Genomic DNA, 25,724 nt, shown 5'->3' on the forward strand with positions numbered 1-25,724 from the left:
AATGTTTGCGGGCCTCTTAAAGGCAGAATGGAAGAAACTTGCCCATACGCCGGTTTTCTGGATTCATGTGATCCTGCCGGTTTTAGGGGCGGCGGTTTTTCTGATCTATGATTTTTTTGCCGGATGGAATGCAAGAAGTGAGGTCCAGATGTATCTGGAAGTGCTCTCCGGAGTCTTTCCTTTCCTTGCCGGGATCATATGCGGGCAGGCGGCGGAAATGGAGCTGCAGAGCGGATATCAGAACTTTTTGTGTCTGCCCTGCCCAAGGCCGGTGGGACTTTTGGCAAAATGGACAGTCCTGATGGCAGGCGCCCTTTTTTCTTCCCTGGTGGCAGTGCTTGGATTTGGCCTGGTATACCGCCTCTTTCCGGAGGGGGATGTCTGTTCCCTTTCAAGCTACCTGGCAGTTGCCCTTGTCATGTGGGCGGGACAGGGGATCGTCTATCTTCTGCATCTGTTTCTTGGATTTCAGTTTGGAAACGCGGCCTCTGTCAGTGTCGGCGTTGTAGGAACGATCGCTGCTTTCCTTATGATGACAGGACTCGGCCAAGGGCGCTGGATGTTCTTTCCCCACGCATGGAGTGAAAAGTGGTGTGATTTTATGCTGGCATTGATTTTTGCCGGGAATACAGGCGCAATTTCTATCCTGAAAAGCGGGGCATGGCAGCATTTGCTTTTGATCTGTACGATTATTTTTGTTGGTCTTGGAACGGCTGTTCTTCTGTGGGTTACATTTTTTGAAGGGAGAAAAAAGGAATGACAGTAAAGGTTTTGGCTATTGACGATGAGGAGGGGATCTTAAAAGTGATCCGGCGCGCGCTGGAACGGGAAGGATATGAGGTGGATACTCTTTCTGATCCGTTAAAGGCAGACTTAAGCAGCCTGGGGAATTACAACCTTATTCTCCTGGATGTCATGATGCCGGGGATGGATGGTTTTGAATTTCTAAGAAAGATCCGGGAGAAGGCGGACTGTCCGATCCTCTTTCTCACTGCCCGGACAGGGGAGGAGGACGTTATGACGGGACTTGGTTTGGGAGCGGACGATTACATCCGCAAACCCTTTGGAATCGGAGAGTTAAGAGCAAGAGTAGAGGCGCATATCCGAAGGGAAAACAGACAGAAGCATCACGCAGTGGCAATTGGAGAGACAAAGTTTTATCTCAAAGAAAAGAGGCTGCTTTGCAAAGAGCAGGAGATTTTTCTTACAAAAAGCGAATATGAAATCTGTGAATATCTGGCCCTTCATCAGGGACAGGTATTTTCAAGAGAAAGGATTTATGAGTATGTCTTTGGATTTGACGGGGAGGCGGACAGCTCCGCCATCACAGAACATGTGAAAAATATCAGGGCAAAATTTCGGATGACAGGCCTGGAACCGATAGAAACAGTATGGGGGATCGGATATAGATGGAAAGGATAAAAAGAAAGAAAAAAAGATTGTATGCTATGTTTATTTCCTTTTTGTTCCGCTTTGGGATCCTTGCGATCGGACTGGCAGGACTTACAGCGGTCATCTATATGGTTACGGTCCATGCAGGGGTGGTACGCCTGCCAAGCTATGAGCTGGATAAGATTACAAGAGCAGAAGGGGAGATCAGGTCAGGGGGCCAAGTGGAAGAAAAGCTTTTGCCCGACACATGCAGATATGGCGTTTTTGAAAAAGACGGGACCTATGTTTATGGAAATCTCTCTAAGGAGGAGCAGGAAGGACTGTGGAAAAGTCAGATGCAGTCATCCCCTGCTCTGATCTATGGTTCCTATTGGAAGGTGATCGAGAAAGAAAACGGGCTGACTGCCCTTGTGGAGTATCAGGTGATAGCCAAATTCTCTAATCCGTTCCTTCGTTCCGTCTTTCCAAATGCAGAACTTTTATTTGTCGGCGCCTATTTCCTTATGTTTTTTGGGACGGCAGTGGCGCTGGCGAAAAGGCAGGGAAAATATCTTCAGAAGAGGCTGAATGTATTGAAAGAAACAGCGGAGCGGGTAGAGAGAGAAGATCTGGATTTTGAGCGGGAATACTCGGATATTCAGGAAGTCGATCATGTACTTGGGGCCCTTTATCAGATGAAGGAGGCGCTTCAGAAGTCTTTGAAGGAACAGTGGGATATCAAGAGACAGAAGGAGGATCAGATTGCTTCCCTTGCCCATGATATCAAAACGCCCCTTACGATCATCCGGGGAAATACAGAGCTTTTGCTGGAAGAAGAAACAGAGGAAGAAAAAAGAGAGTGGGATCAGGAAATTCTGGACAATGTCAGGGAGATTGAAAGATATTTGCAGATTCTGCAAAGAACGATCCGACAATTTGACGGTGAGCTAAACAGAGGATCCAAAGACGGACAGGAAGAGAAGAAGGAAGAGGAGAAAAACTTCCCGGCTTCTTCCTGGATACAGGAGATCTGCGAGAGGGCACAGGCCCTGGGAAGAATGAAAAAACTGCAGATCTGCTGCAAGGCTGCGGATACAGATAAGATGGTATATGGGAGAAAAGAAGAGTGCAGCCGGGCACTCTGGAATATTGTATCTAACGGAGTGGATTTTTCTCCTTTGGGAGGGGAACTGCTTATTGAGATAAAGGAGAGCGGAGAATTTCTTGCAGTCACTGTGACTGACGACGGACCAGGATTTACAAAAGAAGGCCTTGCTCATGCTACGGAACAGTTTTATCAGGCCGATAAGAGCAGAACCCGGAAAGATCATTACGGCATGGGACTTTACATTGCTTCCGAAATTATGAAAGAATACAAAGGATTCCTCCAATTGGAGAACGCGGAGGGAAGAGGAGGAAAGGTCAGCCTCTATTTCCGGTGTGTATAGGAGACATTTGGCGCTGGATTTGTGACAAAGTCACGGAAAAGATCTGCAAAACAGGATATACTATCCACAGAAATGAAAGAGGAGGATACAAGATGAAACTGTTTACAAAAGTACCGGAGAAATCTATACAGGAATATATAAAAGAAGAAAAAGAAAAGGAGGGGAGCATTTTTCTGGATGTACGTACGCCGGAAGAGTACGAGGAAGGGCATCTGGAAAACAGTTTGAATCTTCCGCTGCATGAACTGAAAAAGATCGATACTCTCATTCCGGATAAAGACGCACATGTGTACATTTACTGCTTAAGCGGCGCCCGCAGTAAAAGGTCTGCAGCTCTCATGGGACACATGGGATATACTCATGTAACAGATATGGGAGGGATCATGGGCACAGATGTGCAGCTGGTTCATTGATTCGCAGGACTCCATGCCGGGAAAATAAAATATCTGTAAAAAATGTGACCCGGTTACAGAAAAAAACTTTATATGGTGTATAATAAAGAAAAAAATAAAATTGAGATATAAAATTTGTTCCCGCAAATTTGAGCGGAGCATACAGCAGAAAGGAAGGATAGATATGGCAGCATTACATTTCACAAAGGACAATTTTGAACAGGAAGTTTTAAAATCCGACGTACCGGTACTGGTGGATTTCTGGGCAACCTGGTGCGGACCGTGCCAGATGGTACTGCCCATCATCGAGGAGCTGGCAGATGAACTTCAGGGAGTAAAGATCGGAAAAGTCAATGTAGATGAAGAGATGGAACTGGCAAAACAGTACCGTGTTATGTCCATTCCCACACTGATCGTCTTTAAAAACGGAGAAAAGGCGGAGATGTCAGTGGGAGCCAAGTCAAAAGAAGAGATCAAGGCTATGCTTGGCGTATAAACAAAGCGGAAAAATGTAGCCGGGGATTTTGTAAGGAATCCCCGGCGTTTTTCGATGGAAAGGAAAGACCGTTCCTTGCCTAAAAAGGCAGAAAAAGGATTTATGGTGACAGAAGGAGGAGAGTTTATGACAGACATTGCAGGAATGTTAGATGAATTGCAAAGACGTGCACATAAAGAGCCGCACCTGAAAAGAAAGCTTCTCGCCACGAGAAAGGAGAAGGATCCGGTTTCCGCATTTTGCAGAACATGCAGGGAACTGGGGTATGAGATTTACGAGATGGAGCTGATCTGTGCAGGGGAAGAGTTCTATGCTTCCATGAAGAGAAGCACCAACGGCGGCGGAGAAAATTCTCCCATGCTGGATGGGGAAGATGATTTTTATGAATTGTTTTTTTCAGGACTGGAGCCATAACAGCACATCTTTGAATAAAGACCCGGGACAGAACATCCTGCCCTGGGTCCGGATTAGAGAAATAAAGAAAAAAGCACGGTCATTATACCGCATACGCCGATGGAAAGACCGCTCATGGCCCCTTCCGTTTCTCCGATTTCAATTGCCTTGGAGGTTCCCACCGCATGACTGCAGGCTCCGATGCTGACTCCGGCAGTCATAGCGTCTGTGACATGAAAGAACCGGATAAAGAAGGGAGCAAGAATACTTCCAAGAGTTCCGGTGATAATAACAGCTACGACAGTGACGGGGATCACGCCGGAAAACTGCTGGGAAATACTGACAGCAATAGGGGTTGTCACAGACTTTGGAATAAGGGCGTAGGTAATCTTATCATCCAGACCCCACAGGCGGCACATCAGATAGATACTTCCCATGGAGGCAAAGGAGCCGCAGGCGCATCCGATGACAATAGGAAGCCAGTTTTCTTTTAAAAGCTGTATTTTTGTATAGATAGAGACAGCCAGACATGCTGTGGCAGGAGCCAGAAACATGTTGATAATCTGACCTCCGGCGTCATATGCCTCATAGGGAATATCGAAAAGCAGAAGGATGCAGATGATCAGCACCATGGATATGATCAGAGGACTGCAGATGGGATTCCCTGTCTTTTTCTGCAGTTTTTCACCGATCCAGAATGTGAGGATGCTGATGGAAATACCGAAAAAGGGAGATGAAAATACATCGTTCATTTTTGTTTCCTCCTGTTTAAAAGTTTTAATGCCAGCTTCATACTGTAGGCTGTTGCAGCAAAGGTGATGAAAGTGGAGATCACACTGATAACGATCAGCGGGATCAGGTTTTGAGCAAGAATATCCAGATAGTTGATCATGCCGACTCCGGCGGGGATAAAGAAAAATGCCATATTAGACAAAAGAAAATCCGATTTTTCCTGGATATGGTGTATTTTCAGTACGCCGGTGATCAGACAGAGAAGAAGAAGGATCATCCCAATGACACTTGCCGGAAAGGAAAACGGCAGCAGTGCTTCGATCACTGTGCTGATCCAGCAAATGGCAAAGATAATACCGATTTGTTTTATAATTTTCATAAGTACAGCCTCTCTTTCAGCGTCAGCGCAGATGTTTTTTACGCTGCCGCAGTATTGCTTTTCAATTATACGGGATAAAAATTCAGATGACAAGACGAAGGTTAAGAAGGAGGAACTATATGCGATTTTTTCATTTGTCAGACCTTCATATCGGCAGACATTTTCATTATTACAATATGAAGGAAGATCAGATATATATTTTAAATCAGGTAGTACAGGCGGCAAAGGAAGAGAAACCGGATGCGGTTGTGATCGCAGGTGATGTCTATGATAAATCTGTGCCGTCAGCGGAGGCGGTTACGGTATTTAATCATTTTCTGACAGAGCTTTCGGCGCTGGAGCCTCCCATTCCCGTGCTGATAGTGAGCGGGAATCATGATTCGGCAGAACGGCTGGAATTTGCCAGTGAGATCCTTGACCGGCAGAAGATTTATATTGCAGGGGTTCCGCCCATGGATCAGGAAGAGAAAATGAAGCAGGTAGAATTTGAAGATGAATTTGGCAAAATCGTATTTTATCTTCTTCCTTTTGTAAAGCCGGGCTATGTGCGGAAAGTCTTTGGGGAAGGAGAGGAGAAGGATACATACGACGGCGCTGTAAGAGGACTGATCGAGAGGGAAGAAATCAATCCAGGGGTCCGCAATGTGCTGGTGAGTCATCAGTTTTACACTTCCGGCGGGCAGGAACCGATCCGAAGCGATTCCGAAACAGTCAGTGTGGGAGGGCTGGAACAGGTGGACGTATCCTGTCTGGATGTCTTTGATTACGCAGCCCTCGGACATATCCACAGGCGGCAGAAGATTGGAGAGAAACATGCATGGTACTGCGGTACGCTGCTGAAATATTCTGTCTCAGAGAGCAGAGATGAAAAAGTGCTGACCCTTGTAGAGCTTCGGGAAAAAGACCGGGATCCTCTGATACAGACTATAGTCCTTTCTCCTCTTAGAGATGTACGAAAGGAAGAGGGAACACTGGAAGAAATATTAAAAAGAGCCGGACAGGAAGAGGGGAAAAGCAGAATGGATGATTATGTCAGTGTGACCCTGACAGATGAAAAAGAGCTGTATCAGCCAAGAGAACAGCTGGAACAGGCATTTCCATTTCTTTTGGAAGTAAAGATTGATAATGCAAGAATGCGCCGGCAGATCCGGGAAGAGGAAGAAGTCTTTGATCTGTCCGATCCTTTCAAGGTGTTTGCACAGTTTTTTGAGGAAATGCAGGGACGCTCCATGGATGCAGGAGAAGAAGCTGTACTGAAAAATATTTTGGAGGAGGAGATATTATGATTCCGGTAAAGCTTATTTTGTCTGCATTTGGATCTTATGCAGGAAGAGAAGAAATCGATTTTGAGAAGGCAGGAGCCGGAATCTTTCTTGTGAGCGGGGATACCGGGGCGGGTAAGACGACAGTCTTTGACGCCATTACTTATGCGCTCTATGATCAGACCAGCGGGGGGAAACGTGACGGAAATATGATGAGGAGTCAGTATGCCGGTCTGGATACGCCTACTTTTGTAGATTTTACCTTCCGGTATCGGGAGCAGCTTTACCGGATTGTGAGAAGTCCGGAATATGAAAGGCCAAGCAGACGAAAAGGAAAGGATGGGAAACCGGGAACGACGGTGGAAAAAGCGAAGGTTTCCCTTTATCTTCCTGACGGCAGTGAGTTTATGGGAAAGAAAGGGGAGGTCAACCGAAAAATCGTAGAGATTATCGGACTGGATGCAGGGCAGTTTACTCAGACAGTTATGCTGGCCCAGGGAGATTTCCTGAAACTTCTTTATGCCAGATCAGACGAGCGGAAAGAAATATTTTCCCGCATTTTTCAGACAGATATATTTGCACAGATCCAGAGGAAACTCAGGGAGAAGGCGCGGGCTTTATACGGGCAGATCCAGGATGCAAAGAAGTCGGAGGAACAGGAGGTTTCCCATATTTTTTATCCGGATGAAGGCGAATATAAAGAGCGGATCCGGGAGGCAGTTCTGCCGCAGGACAGACAGGAGATCTTAAAAGAAATTCTGAAAGAAGGGACAGGAAGAGAAAAGGGCATTCTAAAAGAAGCAAAAAAGATACAGGAAGCGTTGGAGCAGCTGAACGAAGACCTGGCAAAGGCAGAACAGTTAAATGAAAATTTCCGAAGATACGCGGAGGCAGAGAAAGAAGTAAGAGATCTGCAGGCTCAGGAAGACCGGATGGAGGAAGTAAAGAAGCAGCTGGAGCGGTGCGGGCAGGCAGAAAAGGTACAGGGTGTATACCGCCTTTTTGAGGAAAGCTCCCGACGGGAAAAAGAGCTGGAAGAATCGATCCGTCAGCTGGAGATGATAAGAGAGGAAAAGAATCGGGAGGGCAAAGAAGAGACGGAGAGGAAAAGTAAGACAGAACAGAAGTTAGAAGAAGGCAGGCAGACTTATGAAAAGTTCCGGCAGCAGGCAGCTGCCCTGACAGAAGAGCTGGAAAAGCGAAAAGACGACAAGGTCCGTCTTACTCTTAGCAGAACAAGAGAACAGGAAGCGCAGGAAAAAATCCGCCAGATCCGGGTGATCTTAGAGCGTTTTCCGGATCTTCGCAAGCTGGAAAAAAAGAAACAAAAGACCTGGAATGACCTGGAAGAGGGCAAAGGCATTTATGAAGAAGCCATGAAAGAGTATTTTCTGAAAAATGAAAGATTTCTCAAAGAGCAGGCAGGGATTTTGGCGGGCGGACTGGAAGAGGGAACGCCCTGCCCGGTGTGCGGTTCCCTTCATCATCCTTCGCCGGCGGTACTTACCGGTGAACCCATTTCGCAGGAAGATGTAAGGGAAGCAAGGAAAAAGCGGGATCTGGCGGAATGTAAGAAGGATGAATACCAGCAGAAATTTCTGGAAGCCGGTCAGGCTTACAGCGCCGCTGTCAAAGTTGTGACAGAAGAAGGCAAAAAGGTGACTCCTGACCTCCCGGAAGAGGCGGCTCTTATGGAAGCTTTTCTGGAAAAGGAGACAGTAAGGAAAGAAGAAATTCTCGAAGAGAGACGGAAAGAGAGGGAAGAGGCAGAAGAAGCGGTCAAAAGGCGGGAAGAACTGGAGGAGAAACAGAAGGGCCTGGTAAAATGTCAGGAAGATGTCTACATGCAGATGGAAGAGTATCGTCTCAAAATTCAGGAAACAGATCATTGTCTAAGGAGTCTGGAACAGGAAAGAAGCCGTCTTGAAGGAGAAAAAGAAGCGCGCATCAAGGAGCTTGAACGGGCGGCAAAAGAAAAGGAAGCGCTGCGCTGTAAGTTCCGGGAGACGCTGGAAGAGGAGGGATTTTCGGACGAAGAGGCATATATCGAAAGCCTTCTGGATGAAGAGAGCAAAACAAGGCTGCAGAAAGAGTACGATGATTACGGTCAGAGATGCATTGAGGCAAAGAGCCGGCAAGATACGTGGCAGAGAGCGCTGGAAGGAAAGACGGAGCAGGATACAACAGAAATGAAAGAACGGAAGCGTTCCATGGAAGATAAAAAAGAAGAGCTGGAAAAAGAGCAGAAAATCTGGTACAGCCGGAACGAAAATAACAGGATCGTCCGGGAGCATTTAAAGAAGATCTGTGAAAAACTCGAAAAGCTTCAGGAGGACTATACCTGTCTTGGCACTCTGGATCAGACTGCAAACGGCAATCTTTCCGGAGCGGTAAAAATAGATTTTGAATCCTATGTGCAAAGACAGTATTTCAGACAGATCATTGGATTTGCAAATCAGAGACTGAATATCATGACAGGAGGGGCATTCCTTTTGAAATGCCGTGCCCTGGAAGATCTGGGAATGCGGGGCAATGCCGGCCTTGACCTGGATGTTTACAGCATGGAAACCGGAAAAGTCAGAGATGTACGTACTTTATCAGGCGGAGAATCTTTTATGGCCGCGCTTTCCATGGCGCTGGGCATGTCGGATGCTATTTCAAGAAGCGCCGGAGGTATCCAGATGAAGACTATGTTTGTGGACGAAGGCTTCGGCTCTCTGGATGATTATTCCAGGGAGCAGGCAATTGGAACTTTGAGGAACCTGGCAGGTGAGGATCGGATGATCGGTATTATTTCCCATGTTACGGAATTGAAGGAGAGCATTGACAAGCAGCTTATTGTGACAAAGACAAAAAAGGGAAGTCATGTACGCTGGAGTCTGTGACATTATTGCCGGAAGAGACAGCGATTCCCCTTGTATATTGTCTGTAAGGTGAAGTATAATAAAGGCAAGAAAATAAATAGAAAAGGAGCTGATTCATATGACGGAGAATACCATCATTACCATTGGACGGCAGTTTGGAAGCGGCGGGCATGAGATCGGGAATATGCTTGCCCAGAGACTGAATATCCCTCTTTATGATAAGAATTTAATCCATATGGCAGCCCAGGAAATCGGAATTAGCAATGAAGCAGCTGAAAACCTTAATGAGACAGTTTTGGGAAGATTTTTGTCTGCCTATGTTGTAAATTTGGGTGATTATACCACATTTATGAGCGGGGAAGATACAGAACCACTAAGTGATCGTATGTACCGGGTACAGACAGAACTTGTGAAGAAACTGGCTGACCGCAGCTCCTGCGTTATTGTTGGAAGATGTGCGGATTATATACTGGGTGATTACAGCAGCTGTATCCACGTGTTTATCCATGCATTCAAAGAGGACCGGATCCGGAGAATCTCACGCATATACAAGCTGACGGAAAAGCAGGCGTGGGACAAGATCAAACGGACGGATCGGGAGAGGAAACTTTATTACGAAGCACATACAGGAAGAGACTGGGGGAGCATAGAATCTCATCAGATCCTGTTCAATGCCAGTCTCATGGGAGTAGAGGGAATCGTGGACGCTCTGGAGGCAATTTACAGATCAAAGGAGAAAGGAGTATAGCATGCTATTTATTGAATACCCGAAATGCACTACTTGCAAGCGTGCAAAAAAATATTTAGAGGAACACAAAGTGACATTTGAGGACCGTCATATTGTAGAGGACAATCCGACAAAAGAAGAGCTGACAGAATGGATCAAAAGGAGCGGATATCCGATCCGAAAATTTTTCAATACCAGCGGAATGAAATATCGGGAACTGGGACTGAAAGATAAGCTGGACACCATGAGCGATGAGGAGAAAATAGAGCTTCTGGCAAGCGACGGAATGTTGGTAAAACGTCCTCTTCTGATCGATGATAACAGGATTTTAGTAGGATTTCGGGAAAAAGAGTGGACATTTTAAATGAAAAAGATACTATTGCTGGAAGATGACAAAAATCTGAATTATGGAATTACACTGAAATTGCAAAAAGAGGGATATGAAGTATCTTCTGCCTTCTCCCTGAAGGAGGCAGAAGAACTTTTTGTACCCGGCAGGATCGATCTTGTCATATGCGATGTCAACCTCCCTGACGGGAGCGGTCTGGATTTCTGCACCAGAATCCGCAAAAAAAGCAATGTATTTATTTTGTTCCTCACTGCGCTTGATTCGGAGATCGATATGGTAAATGCTTATGATCTGGGGGCGGACGATTATATGACAAAGCCTTTCAGTCTTATGGTGCTGGTCTCCAAGGTTCATGCGTTTATGAGACGTCTGGGCAGTGATGGCGCGCTGATCCGGTCAGGGGAAATTTCCGTGAATTACAGTGAGATGAAGGCATACAAAAATAAGGAACCTGTTTCCTTGAGTAAAAAAGAGCTGCAGCTTTTGCTGTTCCTTCTGGAAAATGCAGGGCAGATTGTATCAAAAGAACAGATCCTTGAGAAAGTATGGGATCTGGACGGGCAGTTTGTGGATGAAAATACAGTTCCGGTTAATATCAGCAGGCTGAAGTCGAAGATCGGGAATGACTATATTCGGAATGTGAGGGGGCTCGGATATATATGGACAGAAGAAAGTCTCAAAGAGTAGCTCTGATAGCAGGGCTGCTTTTTCTTGTTCTGCTGGCAGAAGGAATCCTATTCATTGCGGCGGGAAATGCCGTGCAAAAGGAAGAAGAGAGGAAACTTGGGGCCCTTGTATCTCTGGATCCCGGCCGCGAAGCGGAGTATGTGGAGATCTTTCAAGGAGAAGCGTCCGAAGGAGAGGCGTCCGCCGGACAGGAAATATTGGAACGGTATGGCTACCGTGCAGCGGATATACGGTTTTTTCAGACAATCGGAGGATATGCAGCAGTCATGGGAGGTGTTTTTCTCCTTGGCTCCTTAGGGGTGGCGCTGATCGGAGTGGGAAGTGCAAAGCAGCGCCAGCGGGAGACAGAAGAAAAACAGCGCCTGGAAGAAGAGCTGAAAGAGCTGAAAATGAGCTTTGACCGGACAGAAGAAAGACTGCGAAGAGAAGAACAGGAAACAAAAAGTCTGATCACCGACATTTCTCATCAGCTGAAGACTCCTATGGCTGCTTTGAAAATGAGCTATGAATTGACACAGTCTACAGAGCTGACGGAAGAAGAGAAAGATGAATTTACTGCCAGGGAGGCAGAGGAAGTGGCAAAACTGGAAACTCTTCTTGATTCCTTTGTTCACCTTTCCCGGCTGGAAGCGGATATGATCCGTATTTCTCCTGTGAGAGCCAGTCTTCGAAGCACTTTGACCCAGGCGGTCAGCAGCGTTTATATGAAAGCGTACCGCCGGAACATAGATATTTCCATGGAGGAATTTGAGGATCGCCAGATCCTGCATGATCCGAAGTGGACCGGTGAGGCGTTTGTCAATATTCTGGACAATGCAGTGAAATATTCCGGAGAAGGTACGAAGATCACAATAAAAGTAACGGAACTGGTTTCCTATATTATGATCGAGGTGGAGGATGAGGGAATCGGAATCCCTTCCGGCGAGATGCACAAGATTTTTCAGCGATTTTTCCGAGGAGAGAGTGAGAAGGTTAAGGCGATGGACGGTTCAGGAGTAGGTCTCTACCTTTCCAGGAAAATACTGGAAGATCAGGGAGGAACGATCAGTGTCAGAAAAGGACAGCGGAGCGGGAGCAATTTTATTGTGACTCTTCCTTTATAAAGATAAGCCGCGGGACAGAGCTTCATAAGTCTGTCCCTTTTTCTTACAAATTTGTTATGGTTTCTGTAAGTGTCCTGTAAGTCTGGAAAGATATAATGATGCCAGAACCGAAGAAGGAGGCATATTACATGAAGGCAATATTAGAAACAGTAGATTTGGTAAAGTATTACGGGACAGGGGATAACCTTGTCAAGGCTATAGATCATACCGATCTTCAGATCATCCCGGGAGAGTTTGCAGCCATCGTCGGGAGAAGCGGTTCCGGGAAAAGTACGCTTCTTCATATGCTGGGAGGGCTGGACCGGCCGGATTCCGGAAAAGTGCTGATCGAGGGCAGAGATATTTTCAAGCTGAAAGATGAAAAGCTGGCAGTATTTCGCAGGAGGAAGATCGGTTTTGTCTTCCAAAGCTATAATCTGGTTCCATCTCTGAATGTGTGGGAAAACATTGTTCTCCCCATTGGACTGGACGGGAGAAAGGTAGATCAGGATTTTGTGATGAGTATTGTCCGCCGTATTGGAATAGAGGATAAACTCCATGCGCTGCCGAGCACTCTGTCCGGCGGTCAGCAGCAGAGAGTTGCTATTGCCCGCGCGCTTGCTTCACGTCCGGCTATTATCCTGGCAGACGAACCGACAGGAAATCTGGATTCCAAAAATGAGATTGAAGTAGTCAGTCTCCTGAAGAGCTGTGTGACAGAATATGGACAGACGCTTGTAATGATCACCCACGATGAGACGATCGCGCAGATGGCAGATCGGATGATCCTGATCGAGGACGGTAAGGTGGTGAGAGCATGAAGACAGTAACAAGGACGGCATTTGCCAATTTAAAACTGAACCGTACGAGAAATATCATAAGCGGCGTGGCCATTTTACTGACCACACTTCTGATCTTCTCGGTTCTGTCGATAGGATTTGGAGCAATATCTGTGGAATTTGCGGCAGTCAATGAATACTATCCCACTTACCATGTTATGTACCGGCAGGTTTCCGAAGAAAATGTAAAGAAGCTGAAAGCCCATAATCTGATTGAAGATATGGGAATCCGGGAGGATTTTGCCTATGGCGTGGATGACGATTCAGATATTTTGTTTCTTGCCATGGACAGTTTGGGGATCAGCTACAATAAGATAGAGCTGGAAGAGGGAACCTTCCCGTCTGGAGAGAAAGATATTGCGCTGCCCAGGCAGATGCTGGAAGAATATGGTCTGGAGGACGCACGGGTGGGAGATGAGATTACTCTTCCTTTCCAGCTGGTAGAGGATGGAGGCCTGGGTTATCAGACAGAAGATACTTTTCAGATCAGCGGTTTTTTAAAGGCAGATATTAACGAAGAGAAGAAATCCTATGCAGCCCTCTTTTCTCTGGATTACATGAGAAGTGTGATACCGGCAGAAGAGAGAGAATATCGTGTCATGTTCCGTCTGCAGAATGTGTCGGGAAGCATTGAAACAACAGACGCCATCGAGGAAGAGGCAAAGAATATTGCGGAAGATTTCGATGTCTCTGAAGACAATGTTGTTATGAATAATTCCTATCTGCTGGCAAATTATGTGGATCCTGCTTCCTATGCAGGGATAGCGTGTATCATTTTGGTGGTGGTGGCAGCAGGCATTTTGACTATCTACAGCATTTACTACATTACGATTACTCCCAAAGTACAGGAATACGGGCGTCTGAAAGCGATCGGGGCAACGAAGCGCCAGATCCGGCAGATGGTATTCCGGGAAGGGGTTTTTGTAACGGTTATTGCGCTGCCGCTTGGCCTTTTGATCGGAAGTTTTACTGCAAGGCCCATTGTAGAGACCATGTTTGAGATTTCTACCGGTATTGAGACAAGATACAGTGAACCGGGATTCAATCAGCTCTGTATCGACCTGCTGAAAAGCGGCGATGTGCAACTCCTTCACTGGTGGCTGTATCTCATTACGATCGCTGCTGTGGTAGTTACGGTGTATTTATCTCTTGTAAAACCGATGAATCTGGCGGCAAAGATCTCGCCGGTGGAGGCTATGCGTTACAACGGAGAAAAGCCGGGGAAAAAGAAGGAGAGGAAAGGTTTTACAGAACTTAGCCTTTCACGCTTGACAAGAGCGAACTTAAGCAGAAACAGAAAGCGTACTGTACTTACGGTTGTTGCAATGGGAGTGATCGGGATCCTCTTTATGGTAGTGGCAACAGTGATCCACTGTGCAGATCCAAAGGAGATTGCCAAGGAAGAATTTGAAGGCGATTACGAAATTTACGTGGACAGCTGGGAGAATGATAAGATGAATCCGGACCGCTCCTGGAAGAACCTGATGCAGAATAATCCCTTAAGCGATGAATTTATCAGCCGGATCCGGCAGATTTCCGGTGTGGAAGAGGTGAAGGTCAAGACGATGATCTACGGTACCCTTACAGAGCTTGATCCTGAAGGGGAAATATTAACGCCCGGTATCCAGGGGTTTGATCCATCCTATGCCTCTGTGATCGAGGACGGACTTATAGAGGGGGATGTAACCTATGAAGAGCTGGAAAAGGGAGACAAGATTGTGATGGATGATAATGTGGCGCACTGGTTCCCGGAGCTTGGAGTGGGGGATTCATTGGATATCTCCATAATCACCGATCAGGGTACGGTAGAGAAGACATTTGAAATTGCGGGAATTACGGAGCTTCCCAGCGGTATATTAAGCAGCAGATTCCTTTTGCCGGACAGCGTGCTGGCGGAGTATACTTCCGCAAATTTAAATGATACCTGTGTTATTACAGTGGATCCTGATCAGAAAGAAGAAGCTTTCAGGCAGCTCGATGCGATGGCTTCCACCAGTCCTTATCTGGAAACAGACACCTATGATGAACATCTGAATACATGGAGAAGCGGAATGCAGATCATAAGTCTGCTGGGATATGCGTTTCTTGCCATCCTCGGCGGGATCGGGGTGATGAATCTGATCAACACGATGATCAACAGCATCTACACAAGAAAAAGAGAACTGGGCATGATACAGGCCATTGGCCTTTCTGAAAAGCAGCTGATCCGTATGCTGCAGATGGAGGGAGCTTTCTATACGGCAGGTACGCTGCTTGTTGCGCTGGGAATCGGAAGCGCGGCAGGGTATGGCGTGTTCCATTATATGGAAGTGAATAATCTGATGAATGTAACGTCCTACCATTACCCGATTCTTCCGGCAGTGATACTTGCTGCAGCGGTAGCGCTCATTCAGCTTATTCTCACTTACGTAATTTCCAGGAATTTCCGAAGGATGAGCCTAATTGACCGCATACGCTATTCCGAATAAAAGACGCAATTGCAGCAGTATGGAAAAGACTGAATATTCTTTCTGATAGATAAGCAGGCAGTTGTGTGGTATACTGTTGTGAAGAGAAAGAATCAAAAATGCAAGGGTGTCTCTTTTACCCGAGACCGCCATTTATTTTATATTGGGAGGCAGATATCATGCCATTATTTGACAACGAAAATCGGATCTTACAAATTGAAGCAGAAAAAGAAGAAATTTTTCAGCATTTGGAAAACCCACTGATCAGTCAGCCGTTTACGGAAGATTTTGCCAGGAGATTTTCATGGAGTACGAATGCAATTGAGGGGAATACTCTGTCACTGGAAGAAACGATCGCTGTGATTGATTATGATGAAGTAAGATCGAACCATACCTATGCTGAATATACAGATGCAAAAAATGCTTACTATGCAATTCAGAAAATGCTGCTTCCATTTGTAAAAAAAACCATTGATGAAGAGTGGATCAGGCAGGCGAATGGCTATATCAGACATATGCAGGGAGAATATAGAGAAACCACAGTTTACATTGGAAATCTGTCTGAAGCCGTATACTACCCGCCGGATCCGCAGGATGTTCCGGCGCTCATGAAAGAATGGATCAGGGAGACAAATACAGAGGCGACGACTGTGAAAGAGATTTTTGAAAGGATTGCAGCCAGTCATGTCCGTTTTGAACGGATCCATCCTTTTTTAGATGGGAATGGCAGGACCGGGAGGATGATCATAAATCAGCAGTTGATCAACAGCGGTTTCCTGCCGGTCTCAATCCCGCCGACCGTAAAGTACAGAGAAGCATTCAGAAGGTATGACAAAAGAGAAGATCTCTCAGAAATGGTCTATGTTTTGTTGAAAAGCGAACAGGAATCTTTTGAAAGAGTCCGCAGTCTGGCTTTGAAACTTTCCAAAGATCGGGAGAAACAGAGAAAAGAAATGAAACATATACAAAACAGATAGAATAAGAAGCACAGAAAGATGAGGACGTGTCCAAAGGCGGATGCGTCCTTTTTCTATGCTTAAAAGAGAGGATGAGCCTAATTGACCGCATACGCTATTCCGAATAAAAGACACAATTGAAGAAGGAAGATGGCAGGGATGCCGATCATAAAGCGGGGATGTTTTGTTTTGTGGCGGAAACAGAGCATCCCCGCTTCGGCGCCTATGCTTCCCCCTATAAAAGCCAGGAAGAACAGCTGCTTTTCGGGAATACGCCATTTGTTTTTCCGGGCTTTGTGTTTGTCCAGGCCATAGATGAAAAAGGTAAGGATATTAATAAAAATGAGGTAAATGATAAATGGTTTCATTCAGTCTCCTCCTGATATATAAAATGATTGCTCCATGCATGCGGGGAAATCTTTTTGAAATATAATAGCATAAATAAAGAGAGATTTCTAATGTACATACCGGACTTTGACAGGCTCCTCTGAATGTAATAAAATATGTAGAAAAGTACGAAAGAAGTTATGAGGAGAAGATTGTTTATGTACGAGATAATGAGCTCTGACGAGGCAATCCGCCTGATCCGGGACGGCGATTGTATCTGCGTCAATTCTTTTGTGGGAATCGAGAATCCGGTGGAACTTCACGAGGCCCTTTATAGAAGATATCAGAGGATGCGGTCCCCCAGTCATCTGACTATGATCTCCAGCGCCGGTTTTGGCCTGTGGGATGAGAACCGGAATGCGGAAGGGTACATTCGGGAAGGAGCAGTAGACCGGCTGATCTGCGGCCATTTCGGAGCGATGCTAAGTACCAAGAAGCTGGTGATGGAGGACCGTTTTGAAGCATATAACCTGCCGCTGGGGTGTATTTCCCATGCCATCCGGGCACAGGCAGGCGGGCTGCCTGGTGCTCTTTCCAAGGTGGGGCTTGATATTTTCGTGGATCCCAGAAGGGAAGGTCCGGGGATCAACCGGCTCTCCGTTGATGATTCTCTTGTAAAATATGTGGAGGTAGATGGGGAGGAGTTCCTCTATTATAAGCTGCCTAAGATTACGGTTGCTCTTATAAAGGGGACAGCGGCAGACCGAAAGGGAAATATTTCTTTTGACGATATGTTCATGTCCGGCGATGCCCTGTCCATCTGTCAGGCAGTAAAGTCCAATCACGGACGGGTGATTGTCCAGGTAGACCGTTTGGTGGATACGCCATCCAGGCCCAGGAATGCTATTATTCCAGGCTGCCTGGTGGACGCTATTGTGGTGGCGGAACCGGAAGAACGGAATGAGGCTTATACTGCTCTTACGGGAAGCTTTGAGATTCCTTATGAGGACTGGAATACCTGGAGCGAGAAGATTGATACGGTCTCCGCTAAAAAATCCGGCAGCGCTGCTGCAGGCAATATCATCGGCCGCCGGGCAGCCAAGGAACTTCGGGTAGATGATATTGTTAATATCGGGATCGGCATTCCGGAAATGGTGGCCAGGCACGCACGTAAAAACGGAATACTGGATATGGTGACGCTGACGGTAGAGTCTGGCGGGATCGGAGGTTTTCCGGTGTCTGGAGAGGCCTTTGGAGCTATGATCGGCGCTGCTTCCGTTTACGATATGGCGAACCAGTTTGATCTTTACAACAGCGGAGGGCTGGACATCTGTTTCATGGGAGCTTTGGAGGTGGACTGTCAGGGAAATGTAAATGCGCACAGAGGACCGGGGGCATTTGCGGGAATAGGAGGTTTTGCCAATATCACGGCCAAGACCCCTACGGTAGTGTTTTGTCTGACTTTTGACACAAAAGGGCTGGAGGTTTCGCAGAAAAAGGGGATTGTGACTATTGAAAAGGAAGGTACGATTCCCAAATTTGTGAAGAAAGTATCCGCTGTGAGCTTTTCGGCAAAGAGAGCTATCGCCAATGGGCAAAAAGTTCTGTATGTGACGGAACGCTGTGTGTTTCGCTTAACGCCCAAAGGTCTGAAACTTATCGAAGCGTACCCTGGCATAGATGTGCAGAGGGATGTGCTGGATCATCTTCCATTTGACGTAGAGATTTGAAATATTTTGTAAGGGAAGCAGAGTTGTCTTTTGATTGTGTGATTGACAGAAGTTGGAGTAAAAAAATAGTCAGTTGATAAAAAATAAATGAAAAGAGTATTGGTTCCTTGAGGTATAATGATTTCGACGAAAAAAACAAAAACCGAAAGGAGTCCAATACTCATGGATATTATAACATTAATCAATACTCTTGTCAGCGGATTACTCAATGCGGAGGAGAAATTTCTGGAACACCTGGATTCATTTACTATGTTCGAGGAAACGGTCAGCAGCTTGAGCAATCAACTGGCGGCAGATTTTATCGGGCTGGTACTGACGAATGCGGACCAGCTGATCCGTGACAGCGGGATACGCAAAGGCCGTTATACTGTACAGCGGAGCAGACAGAGGACCTTGATCTCCATTGTGGGAGATATTACCTTTACGCATACCCTGTATAAAGATCAGGCGGGAAAGAACCGATGCCTTCTGGATGAACTGATACGTCTGCCGGACAGAGAAAGATTTACAGCCGCGGCAGAAGCAAAACTGTTAAATGAAGCGGAAGTCCATTCTTATCAGCATGCTGCGGAGTCTATAAAGACAAATGGACAAACGATCACAAAGACAACGGTAATGAACAAAGTCCACTCCATCGAAAAACAGATCCCGGAGATGGAAGAGGCGCCAAAGGAAAAGAAAGCCTGCGAATACCTCTATATTGAAGCAGATGAGGATCATATCCACCGACAGAAAGATGGAAAAGAACAGGGATGTTTTATCGGCAAGCTGGTCTATCTCTTTGAAGGGAAGGAAGAGATCTGCAATGGCAGGAGAAAGCTGGTCTCACCGTTCTATTTTGGAGGGCTTTATGCGGGATCAGAACAGAATGCCGCCCTGTGGGAATCTGTAGATGCTTATATCCGGCAGCACTATGATCTGGATGTACTGAAATGCGTGTATATCAACAGCGATGGAGGGAGCTGGATCCGAGCAGCCGCCGGCTATGTAAGTAAAAGCAGACTTGTAGCAGACCGGTTCCATCTGATGAAATACATTAACCGGGTAGCCCGGTATACGCTGGAAGAAGAAGGAATCACAAAAGGCCGGTTCTATAAGTATATTTATAAAAATAAGCTCTTGGCAGCCAAAAAGCTTCTGACCCGGATCCAGAACCACTGTGAAGGGAGCGACCGTGCGGTAGAAGACTGCAGGACATATCTTGTTGGAAACTGGGAGTATATCGAGAGGGCATTTCATGATAAGTACGTACTGGGGTGCAGCGCGGAAGGACATGTGAGCAGCGTTTTATCTGAACGCATGAGCTCAAGGCCAATGGGCTGGAGTGAAACAGGCTCAGACCGGATGTGCAAGCTGCGTTGTTTTATCCGTAATTATGGCCGGGAAAAAGTGATCGATCTGGTGAATTACCGGAGGGATCGGGAACTGGAAACCTGCGTGGCAACAGGAACAGACGGCTTGATAGATGAGCGGCAGAAGAAAAAGTATACGGCGAAGCAGAGGGAGGCCCAGCGGTACGCAGAGGCTTTACATGGAACTCTGGCAGGAAATTCCACAGTGCGGAAGATCCTTGCCATCCGAGAACAGATTGGAAATATATAAACTTGAAAAAAAGAAAAGCCGGTTGTATGATTAAGAAAATAGGTCTGAAGTCATATCTTCTTGGACGTAGTCTTTTTCATATCAACTGACAATTCGTTTACTTCATCTTGACAGAATAAAGACGGGATAGTATTCTAAAATCAGAATACAATTATTATGAGGAGGAAAAAGCATGAAATATCAAATTCAGGGCGAAACACTTCCGGTAGTTATCTGTGAACTGGAGGGCGGAGAGAAAATTGTGACTGAAGGCGGAGGAATGGCCTGGATGTCACCGAATATGAAAATGGAAACATCTACTAACGGCGGGGTTGGCAAAGCATTCGGAAGGATGTTTTCCGGTGAAGCGATCTTCCAGAATATTTATACATCAGAAGGAGGACCGGGAATGATCGCGTTTGCCTCCAGTTTTCCGGGATCTGTCAAAGCCTTTGAAATTTCACCGGGTAACGAGATGATTCTGCAGAAAAATGCATTTCTTGCAGGGGAGGCAGGCGTAGAGCTGTCCATCTTTTTTAATAAAAAACTTGGCGCCGGCCTGTTTGGTGGTGAAGGCTTTATTATGCAGAGAATCAGCGGACAGGGTATTGTATTTGCAGAATTTGACGGACATGTGGTGGAATATGAGCTGCAGATGGGACAGCAGATTGTTGTAGATACCGGACATCTGGCGGCAATGACGGCAAGCTGCAGTATGGAGATCAAATCCGTTCCGGGAGTGAAAAATATGGTATTTGGCGGAGAAGGAATTTTCAATACGATTATCAGCGGGCCGGGTAAGATTTGGCTTCAGTCTATGCCGATCAGCAATGTAGCAGGAGTGCTGCGTAAATATATCACTACAGGGAAGTAGGCTTTGTCGGCAGAAACACTAAGAGTTTGATGGGAAAAGTCTGAAAAATGAGCAGTTTTCACAGCAGTAGTCAGGAGAGATTGCAATTTTGAAATAGTGTGATATAATATTGACGACTAAACGAGATCAGGCAGAAATAGAAAATGTATTATGGAAGCAAAAAGATCTAGGAGGAATTGAAATGGCTACAAAATCTACAGCAAAAACGAAAACTGCCGTAAAAGAAACGAAACAGGTACCGGTTAATGTTCTGGCTGACACTGTAAAAAAGGCAGAGACAGTTGATGCAAAAACAAAAGAAGCCGAAACAAAAAAAGACACAGTGAAAAAAACATCTGCAGCAAAAGAGACAGTAAAGGAAACTGTCAAAAAAGCAACGGAGAAAAAGGCACCAGCCAAGAAAGAACCAGCTAAAAAATCTGCTGCCAAGAAGGAAATTAAGATAAAAACTTATGTACAGTACATGGGAAGACAGGTAGAAGAAAAGGATATGATCGCTGCCGTTAAGAAAGCATGGACAAAGGAAAATAAAAAGAAAGTCGGAGATATCAAAGATATTGCGCTGTACATTAAGCCGGAGGACGGGGCTGTTTACTATGTAGTAAACGGAACAGACACTGGTTCTGTTCAGTATTAAATGAAAGTCGGCATCAGAAGCCGGATTCAGGTTATTTATATTATGGACGAATAATATATGCTTCAGGCACTTTTACGGATCAGAAGATTTTGCAGATCTGTGGGATTGTCTGAAGCATTTTTGATGAAAACGTTGATCGGGAAAAGAAACAGGAAAGAGAGAAGAGAAACCTTAGTCAGGAGATCAGACCGGCGATGGATTTCTCCGCCGCTACAAATGTATTTGTTGGAGGAAATATTTAAAATTTTCAGAAAATTAATACAAATATAAAACTGAAAAAAGAAAATTAATATTTTTTTGAAAAATATATTGACAAAATCAAGATCCAATGGTAATATAATGTCATAAATAATAAACAAAGGAAAAAAACATAAAAGCAGTGCTAAATGTTTTGAGTAGGTTTATTATTTCGGTAGTTTAAGAAAAGGAGGTACGGACCACCAAAAAATTAAGCTATTTGTACTGATGCTTTATAAATGAAATCCAAAAAGGTTGATATTGAAAGTCAGAGTATTGAGAAAGTATTTGGAAGAATATTAGTATGAAGAAGGTTATGATGGACAGTAAAGACCATACGATGAAAGGAATAAAGATCAGTATAAAAAACAAAAATCATTTTTTACTACATATGTAGAGAAAGGAAAAAAGAATGATTGAACCACAGAAGTAGAGATGGGTGTTGATTGAAAATACAATTGATGCCCATCTCTATTAATGATTAAAAATATAGGAGGGGGATCTTTCCAGATGCATTTACAGGGTTAACAGAAATGCAAAAAAGTGTTATAATACTCTCGCAGATAATTAATAAAGGGACAAAGGAGAATTTTATGAACGAATTAATATCTATCATAAACCAGGTGTCCGGTGGGGAGCCGGAAGAGATTATTTATGATTTGCAGTCTGTTATACAGAATAGTACCGCTTCCATGATTGCCGGGATAGTAATCGGACTTCTCATCTGCTTTTTTGGATTGAAATTGATACGAGTCCTGGCTGCATTGGCAGGAGCGCTTGCAGGAGCGGTTATTGGCCTGGCAGCAGGAATTATGTTTGGTCTGGAAGGTACTGTCATGCTTATTGCGGCAGGAGCGCTTGCGGTAATTTTGGCATGTCTGTCGGCGATTTTGTACAGAGTAGGAGCGTTTGTATGGCTGTTGATGCTGGGGGTAGGAGCGGCTTTGATAACGTTTACGCCTGATTCTTTACTGACGGCTTTTATCTGTCTGGGAGCGGGTTTGATCCTTGGTATTATCACAGCGATTTTTTTGGATCCTATTATCATTATTATTTCAGCGGTCGCAGGCGGATTTATTGCCGGTATTTCAGCAGCAGAACTGACAGGGCTTGCTGGAAGCTTCCTTATTACAGTCCTGGCCAGTCTTGTGCTGGCTGTGATCGGTCTTGTTATACAGTTTATGATGAAATCACGGGAGGTCGGCAAGAAGGAAAGACTGTATTCTGAGAGTTTCCGTGAGAAGGAATCTATGGAAACAGAAGTTGAGAGAGCCAGAATGCTTCTGGACGATGAGGATGGAGAAAAAAAGAGTTCGCCAGATGACGAGGATCCTGTCAGGGAAAGTGAAGATGATGAGGACGACGATGACATAACCTTTATAGAATAGAACGGAAAAATTTGAAAATATAAAAGCAAGTACATTTTATTGCACACCTCTTTTGCTATAGTCAGTTTATAGGAAGAGAGGTGTTTGCTATGTATAGGATAAGCAGAATTTTGTTACTGATAATTGGATTGGTTTTATCTACAGGTGCGGCGATTTTATTTGGATTTACAGAAACGGAACTTTCCTGGAGTGTATGCATGGCGGTGTGGATGGCCGGTTTTGGAATGATCCGCTTTTCGTCCAGGAAATATACCGGAGAAAGAAGAGTATAGGTTTTTTTGCCTCTTTGTGCTATAATAAAATCAGTTTTAAGGGATATATTAAACGGAAAGAGCAAAGGAGGCTTACTTATGAAATTGGATATGCATTGTCATGTGAAGGAAGGATCTATTGACAGTAAAGTAAGCTTGGATGATTATATTAGCAAACTGAAAGCTGAAGGTTTCGACGGAATGCTGATCACAGATCATGACACATATAAAGGCTACAGGCACTGGAAATACGAAATGAAGGGAAAGAAACACGAAGATTTTGTAGTTCTGAAAGGTATTGAGTATGATACATGCGATGCCGGACATATTATCTGTGTAATGCCTGAAGGGGTTAAGATGCGTTTGCTGGAGCTGAAAGGAATGCCGGTGAACATGCTGATCGACTTTGTCCACCGGCACGGGGGAATATTGGGACCGGCACATCCCTGCGGAGAAAAATATTTAAGTTTTACGAATACGAAAAAGTATTTCCGCTCCCCGGAAACGATAAAAAGATTTGATTTTATCGAAGCTTTTAATGCCTGCGAATCGGAAGAATCCAATGAAAAAGCGGCCAGATTGGCGATGAAATATCAGAAGCCGGGTATTGGAGGGAGTGATTCTCACAAAATAGAGTGTGTCGGCATGGGATATACGATTTTGCCGCGGCATGTTACGTGTGAGACAGAGCTGATTTCCCTTATAAGGGAAAAAGTTCCGGTGGAGGTTGGAGGAAGCCTCTACGGAAAAACAACAAAGGATAAGCTTGGAAAAATGAATAAACTGCTTGTATATTCTTTTTGGTTTTACAATAAGGGAGGAGAGCTTTTGAAACGGCGTAAGAGGAAGGAAAAGGGAAAAGTCGAAAACCCTGTAAATCCGATTGATCCGATTGAAATTCCTTACCTTGAAAAAGTAAACAAACAGTGAGCAGTGAGGACAGGTTTTGATAAAGGGCCTGTCCTTGCCTTATGCTTCGAAAATACAAAGGATATTTTGGGACTGCCAAGGTGCAGCAGGAGGCGGGGTAAGGCGGAATGAAATGAGGGAAAGAAAGGAAAAGAAAAAATGTACAGATTATGGTGTCGCATCTATCAGAAAATTATGAAATTTGCAATGGATCATGTTCCGTTTTGGCGTAAGCCAAAATTGATTACAGGACGGGACAGCTTAAAGAAACTTCCGGATATGCTAAAAAGGAAAGGATTCCGAAATGTTATGCTGGTAACAGATCCGGGAATTGCGTCTCTGGGACTTCATGAGCCTTTGGTGCAGTGGATACGCGAAGAAGGGATACAATGCGTTGTTTATGATAAAACTACGGCAAATCCGACCATTGCCAACGTGGAAGAGGCGCTGCAGCTTTACAAGGAAAACGGGTGCCATGCACTGATTGCTTTCGGAGGAGGTTCTCCGATGGACTGTGCCAAAGGAGTAGGTGCAAGAGTGGCAAGGCCTCTCAAAAAAATTCAATCTATGCGGGGTGAACTGAAAATCTGGAAACCGATCCCTCTTCTTGTGGCGATTCCTACTACATCAGGGACCGGAAGCGAAACGACCCTTGCAGCTGTGCTGACTGACGAGAAAACTCATGAAAAATACGCGCTGAATGATTTTGTACTGATTCCCAAATATGCAGTGCTGGATCCGGTGCTTACGAGAGGTCTTCCGCCGCATATTACCGCTACAACAGGTATGGATGCTCTGACCCATGCAGTGGAGGCTTACATAGGAAAAAGTAATACGAAAGAGACAATCGAAGACAGTGTTTCGGCAGTGAAGCTTATTTTTAAGAATCTGGAAAAGGCTTATCAAAACGGGGAAGACATGGAAGCAAGAGAGAATATGCAGAAAGCCTCGTTTCTGGCAGGAGCGGCTTTTACAAGAGCGTACGTCGGATATGTTCATGCTATTGCCCACAGTCTGGGAGGAGAGTATGGGATTCCCCACGGACTTGCCAATGCGGTAATCCTCCCATATGTGCTGGAAGCATATGGAAGTTCTGTGTACATATCGCTGGCAGAATTGGCTGATATTGTGAAGATAGGACAGAATCTGGAATCAGATCAGGAAAAGGCCAATGCCTTTATTGCAGAGATCAAAGCGATGAATCAGAGGATGGGTATTCCGGACAAGTTGGACGGCATATTGGAAGACGATATTGATATGCTGGCAAAACGGGCGGCTAAAGAGGCAAATCCGCTTTATCCGGTACCGAAGATTATGAAAAAAGATCAGTTGAAGGAGATTTATTATCAAATTCGCAGGTAGGAGG

26 protein-coding genes are annotated in these 25,724 nt (G+C 45.2%); 23 read left to right on the top strand and 3 right to left on the bottom strand.

The genetic code is table 11. The annotated features are described in order from the left end of the window. The first annotated feature begins 1 nt into the window (after window position 1). From R2J37_RS04895 to R2J37_RS04920, 6 genes are all read left to right on the top strand, one after another. The gene (locus R2J37_RS04895; RefSeq protein ID WP_316266992.1) at window positions 2-760 is read left to right on the top strand and encodes a lantibiotic immunity ABC transporter MutG family permease subunit; all 759 of its coding nucleotides are present in this window, start codon (window positions 2-4) and stop codon (window positions 758-760) included. Further along, entirely contained in the window at window positions 757-1,422 is a 666-nt protein-coding gene (locus R2J37_RS04900; RefSeq protein ID WP_316266346.1) for a response regulator transcription factor, read from the top strand. Before R2J37_RS04895 ends, R2J37_RS04900 begins: the two co-directional genes overlap by 4 nt. Further along, window positions 1,410-2,819, top strand: a complete 1,410-nt coding sequence (locus R2J37_RS04905) for a HAMP domain-containing sensor histidine kinase (protein WP_316266348.1) — start codon at window positions 1,410-1,412, stop codon at window positions 2,817-2,819. The genes R2J37_RS04900 and R2J37_RS04905 overlap by 13 nt, the downstream gene beginning before the upstream one ends. A 92-nt stretch (window positions 2,820-2,911) precedes the next feature. Further along, window positions 2,912-3,232 carry a rhodanese-like domain-containing protein gene (locus R2J37_RS04910; protein WP_316266349.1) on the top strand — a complete coding sequence of 107 codons (321 nt, stop codon included), beginning with the start codon at window positions 2,912-2,914 and terminating at the stop codon, window positions 3,230-3,232. A 163-nt stretch (window positions 3,233-3,395) separates the two neighbouring features. Beyond that, entirely contained in the window at window positions 3,396-3,707 is a 312-nt protein-coding gene (gene trxA, locus R2J37_RS04915) for a thioredoxin (RefSeq protein WP_230106829.1), read from the top strand. A gap of 126 nt (window positions 3,708-3,833) precedes the next feature. Further along, window positions 3,834-4,121 carry a hypothetical protein gene (locus R2J37_RS04920; RefSeq protein WP_316266994.1) on the top strand — a complete coding sequence of 96 codons (288 nt, stop codon included), beginning with the start codon at window positions 3,834-3,836 and terminating at the stop codon, window positions 4,119-4,121. Between the two features lie 53 nt (window positions 4,122-4,174). Here R2J37_RS04920 and R2J37_RS04925 read toward each other — a convergent pair whose 3' ends face one another. Further along, window positions 4,175-4,852, bottom strand: a complete 678-nt coding sequence (locus R2J37_RS04925; RefSeq protein ID WP_316266351.1) for an LrgB family protein — start codon at window positions 4,850-4,852, stop codon at window positions 4,175-4,177. Next, entirely contained in the window at window positions 4,849-5,211 is a 363-nt protein-coding gene (locus R2J37_RS04930) for a CidA/LrgA family protein (protein ID WP_316266353.1), read from the bottom strand. The genes R2J37_RS04925 and R2J37_RS04930 overlap by 4 nt, the downstream gene beginning before the upstream one ends. A 119-nt stretch (window positions 5,212-5,330) precedes the next feature. On the opposite strand from R2J37_RS04930, the gene R2J37_RS04935 reads away from it, so the two are divergent. The 9 genes from R2J37_RS04935 to R2J37_RS04975 all read left to right on the top strand — a co-directional run bounded on the left by R2J37_RS04935 (window position 5,331) and on the right by R2J37_RS04975 (window position 16,445). Beyond that, entirely contained in the window at window positions 5,331-6,497 is a 1,167-nt protein-coding gene (locus tag R2J37_RS04935) for an exonuclease SbcCD subunit D (protein WP_316266355.1), read from the top strand. After that, complete coding sequence (locus R2J37_RS04940) at window positions 6,494-9,358, top strand: SbcC/MukB-like Walker B domain-containing protein (RefSeq protein WP_316266357.1); 2,865 nt, start codon at window positions 6,494-6,496, stop codon at window positions 9,356-9,358. Before R2J37_RS04935 ends, R2J37_RS04940 begins: the two co-directional genes overlap by 4 nt. Before the next feature lie 97 nt (window positions 9,359-9,455). Further along, window positions 9,456-10,085 (top strand): cytidylate kinase-like family protein, encoded by a 630-nt coding sequence (locus R2J37_RS04945; protein ID WP_230106817.1) that lies wholly within the window; start codon window positions 9,456-9,458, stop codon window positions 10,083-10,085. Window position 10,086: 1 nt separating this feature from the next. Then, complete coding sequence (locus R2J37_RS04950) at window positions 10,087-10,428, top strand: arsenate reductase family protein (protein ID WP_230106816.1); 342 nt, start codon at window positions 10,087-10,089, stop codon at window positions 10,426-10,428. Next, window positions 10,429-11,100, top strand: a complete 672-nt coding sequence (locus R2J37_RS04955) for a response regulator transcription factor (protein WP_316266360.1) — start codon at window positions 10,429-10,431, stop codon at window positions 11,098-11,100. It abuts the gene before it with no gap. Continuing rightward, window positions 11,073-12,203: a sensor histidine kinase gene (locus R2J37_RS04960; protein ID WP_316266362.1), complete on the top strand. Its 1,131-nt coding sequence runs from the start codon at window positions 11,073-11,075 to the stop codon at window positions 12,201-12,203. Before R2J37_RS04955 ends, R2J37_RS04960 begins: the two co-directional genes overlap by 28 nt. 128 nt (window positions 12,204-12,331) lie before the next feature. Next, complete coding sequence (locus R2J37_RS04965; RefSeq protein WP_230106813.1) at window positions 12,332-13,003, top strand: ABC transporter ATP-binding protein; 672 nt, start codon at window positions 12,332-12,334, stop codon at window positions 13,001-13,003. After that, window positions 13,000-15,489, top strand: a complete 2,490-nt coding sequence (locus R2J37_RS04970) for an ABC transporter permease (protein ID WP_316266364.1) — start codon at window positions 13,000-13,002, stop codon at window positions 15,487-15,489. Before R2J37_RS04965 ends, R2J37_RS04970 begins: the two co-directional genes overlap by 4 nt. Before the next feature lie 158 nt (window positions 15,490-15,647). Next, complete coding sequence (locus R2J37_RS04975) at window positions 15,648-16,445, top strand: Fic family protein (protein WP_316266366.1); 798 nt, start codon at window positions 15,648-15,650, stop codon at window positions 16,443-16,445. 77 nt (window positions 16,446-16,522) lie between these two features. Here R2J37_RS04975 and R2J37_RS04980 read toward each other — a convergent pair whose 3' ends face one another. Next, window positions 16,523-16,792, bottom strand: a complete 270-nt coding sequence (locus tag R2J37_RS04980; RefSeq protein WP_230106810.1) for a DUF1294 domain-containing protein — start codon at window positions 16,790-16,792, stop codon at window positions 16,523-16,525. Between the two features lie 177 nt (window positions 16,793-16,969). Between R2J37_RS04980 and R2J37_RS04985 the strand changes: the two genes are divergently transcribed. The 8 genes from R2J37_RS04985 to R2J37_RS05020 all read left to right on the top strand — a co-directional run bounded on the left by R2J37_RS04985 (window position 16,970) and on the right by R2J37_RS05020 (window position 25,720). Continuing rightward, window positions 16,970-18,481, top strand: coding sequence for a CoA-transferase (locus tag R2J37_RS04985; protein ID WP_316266368.1), 1,512 nt, complete (start codon window positions 16,970-16,972; stop codon window positions 18,479-18,481). 162 nt (window positions 18,482-18,643) lie between these two features. Continuing rightward, entirely contained in the window at window positions 18,644-20,083 is a 1,440-nt protein-coding gene (locus tag R2J37_RS04990; RefSeq protein ID WP_316265616.1) for an ISLre2 family transposase, read from the top strand. Window positions 20,084-20,255: 172 nt separating this feature from the next. Continuing rightward, the gene (locus R2J37_RS04995; protein WP_230106804.1) at window positions 20,256-20,936 is read left to right on the top strand and encodes a TIGR00266 family protein; all 681 of its coding nucleotides are present in this window, start codon (window positions 20,256-20,258) and stop codon (window positions 20,934-20,936) included. Between the two features lie 181 nt (window positions 20,937-21,117). Then, window positions 21,118-21,573 carry a DUF6465 family protein gene (locus tag R2J37_RS05000; protein WP_230106803.1) on the top strand — a complete coding sequence of 152 codons (456 nt, stop codon included), beginning with the start codon at window positions 21,118-21,120 and terminating at the stop codon, window positions 21,571-21,573. 830 nt (window positions 21,574-22,403) lie between these two features. Continuing rightward, on the top strand, window positions 22,404-23,198 hold the full coding sequence (locus R2J37_RS05005; protein ID WP_316266371.1) for a hypothetical protein: 795 nt from the start codon (window positions 22,404-22,406) through the stop codon (window positions 23,196-23,198). Between the two features lie 110 nt (window positions 23,199-23,308). Beyond that, entirely contained in the window at window positions 23,309-23,470 is a 162-nt protein-coding gene (locus R2J37_RS05010) for a hypothetical protein (RefSeq protein ID WP_316266373.1), read from the top strand. A 78-nt stretch (window positions 23,471-23,548) separates the two neighbouring features. Further along, window positions 23,549-24,379 carry a PHP domain-containing protein gene (locus tag R2J37_RS05015; RefSeq protein WP_230106800.1) on the top strand — a complete coding sequence of 277 codons (831 nt, stop codon included), beginning with the start codon at window positions 23,549-23,551 and terminating at the stop codon, window positions 24,377-24,379. 138 nt (window positions 24,380-24,517) lie between these two features. Continuing rightward, a complete protein-coding gene (locus R2J37_RS05020) occupies window positions 24,518-25,720 on the top strand; it encodes an iron-containing alcohol dehydrogenase (protein WP_316266375.1) in 1,203 nt (400 codons plus the stop codon). Window positions 25,721-25,724 lie beyond the last annotated feature (4 nt).

The organism is Claveliimonas bilis (genome assembly GCF_030296775.1).
GTDB classification, from domain to species: domain Bacteria; phylum Bacillota; class Clostridia; order Lachnospirales; family Lachnospiraceae; genus Claveliimonas; species Claveliimonas bilis.

Coding starts and splice junctions, on each gene's coding strand:
- R2J37_RS04895 (WP_316266992.1), top strand. CDS start 2: ATGTTTGCGGGCCTCTTAAAGGCAGAATGGAAGAAACTTGCCCATACG.
- R2J37_RS04900 (WP_316266346.1), top strand. CDS start 757: ATGACAGTAAAGGTTTTGGCTATTGACGATGAGGAGGGGATCTTAAAA.
- R2J37_RS04905 (WP_316266348.1), top strand. CDS start 1,410: ATGGAAAGGATAAAAAGAAAGAAAAAAAGATTGTATGCTATGTTTATT.
- R2J37_RS04910 (WP_316266349.1), top strand. CDS start 2,912: ATGAAACTGTTTACAAAAGTACCGGAGAAATCTATACAGGAATATATA.
- trxA (WP_230106829.1), top strand. CDS start 3,396: ATGGCAGCATTACATTTCACAAAGGACAATTTTGAACAGGAAGTTTTA.
- R2J37_RS04920 (WP_316266994.1), top strand. CDS start 3,834: ATGACAGACATTGCAGGAATGTTAGATGAATTGCAAAGACGTGCACAT.
- R2J37_RS04925 (WP_316266351.1), bottom strand. CDS start 4,852: ATGAACGATGTATTTTCATCTCCCTTTTTCGGTATTTCCATCAGCATC.
- R2J37_RS04930 (WP_316266353.1), bottom strand. CDS start 5,211: ATGAAAATTATAAAACAAATCGGTATTATCTTTGCCATTTGCTGGATC.
- R2J37_RS04935 (WP_316266355.1), top strand. CDS start 5,331: ATGCGATTTTTTCATTTGTCAGACCTTCATATCGGCAGACATTTTCAT.
- R2J37_RS04940 (WP_316266357.1), top strand. CDS start 6,494: ATGATTCCGGTAAAGCTTATTTTGTCTGCATTTGGATCTTATGCAGGA.
- R2J37_RS04945 (WP_230106817.1), top strand. CDS start 9,456: ATGACGGAGAATACCATCATTACCATTGGACGGCAGTTTGGAAGCGGC.
- R2J37_RS04950 (WP_230106816.1), top strand. CDS start 10,087: ATGCTATTTATTGAATACCCGAAATGCACTACTTGCAAGCGTGCAAAA.
- R2J37_RS04955 (WP_316266360.1), top strand. CDS start 10,429: ATGAAAAAGATACTATTGCTGGAAGATGACAAAAATCTGAATTATGGA.
- R2J37_RS04960 (WP_316266362.1), top strand. CDS start 11,073: ATGGACAGAAGAAAGTCTCAAAGAGTAGCTCTGATAGCAGGGCTGCTT.
- R2J37_RS04965 (WP_230106813.1), top strand. CDS start 12,332: ATGAAGGCAATATTAGAAACAGTAGATTTGGTAAAGTATTACGGGACA.
- R2J37_RS04970 (WP_316266364.1), top strand. CDS start 13,000: ATGAAGACAGTAACAAGGACGGCATTTGCCAATTTAAAACTGAACCGT.
- R2J37_RS04975 (WP_316266366.1), top strand. CDS start 15,648: ATGCCATTATTTGACAACGAAAATCGGATCTTACAAATTGAAGCAGAA.
- R2J37_RS04980 (WP_230106810.1), bottom strand. CDS start 16,792: ATGAAACCATTTATCATTTACCTCATTTTTATTAATATCCTTACCTTT.
- R2J37_RS04985 (WP_316266368.1), top strand. CDS start 16,970: ATGTACGAGATAATGAGCTCTGACGAGGCAATCCGCCTGATCCGGGAC.
- R2J37_RS04990 (WP_316265616.1), top strand. CDS start 18,644: ATGGATATTATAACATTAATCAATACTCTTGTCAGCGGATTACTCAAT.
- R2J37_RS04995 (WP_230106804.1), top strand. CDS start 20,256: ATGAAATATCAAATTCAGGGCGAAACACTTCCGGTAGTTATCTGTGAA.
- R2J37_RS05000 (WP_230106803.1), top strand. CDS start 21,118: ATGGCTACAAAATCTACAGCAAAAACGAAAACTGCCGTAAAAGAAACG.
- R2J37_RS05005 (WP_316266371.1), top strand. CDS start 22,404: ATGAACGAATTAATATCTATCATAAACCAGGTGTCCGGTGGGGAGCCG.
- R2J37_RS05015 (WP_230106800.1), top strand. CDS start 23,549: ATGAAATTGGATATGCATTGTCATGTGAAGGAAGGATCTATTGACAGT.
- R2J37_RS05020 (WP_316266375.1), top strand. CDS start 24,518: ATGTACAGATTATGGTGTCGCATCTATCAGAAAATTATGAAATTTGCA.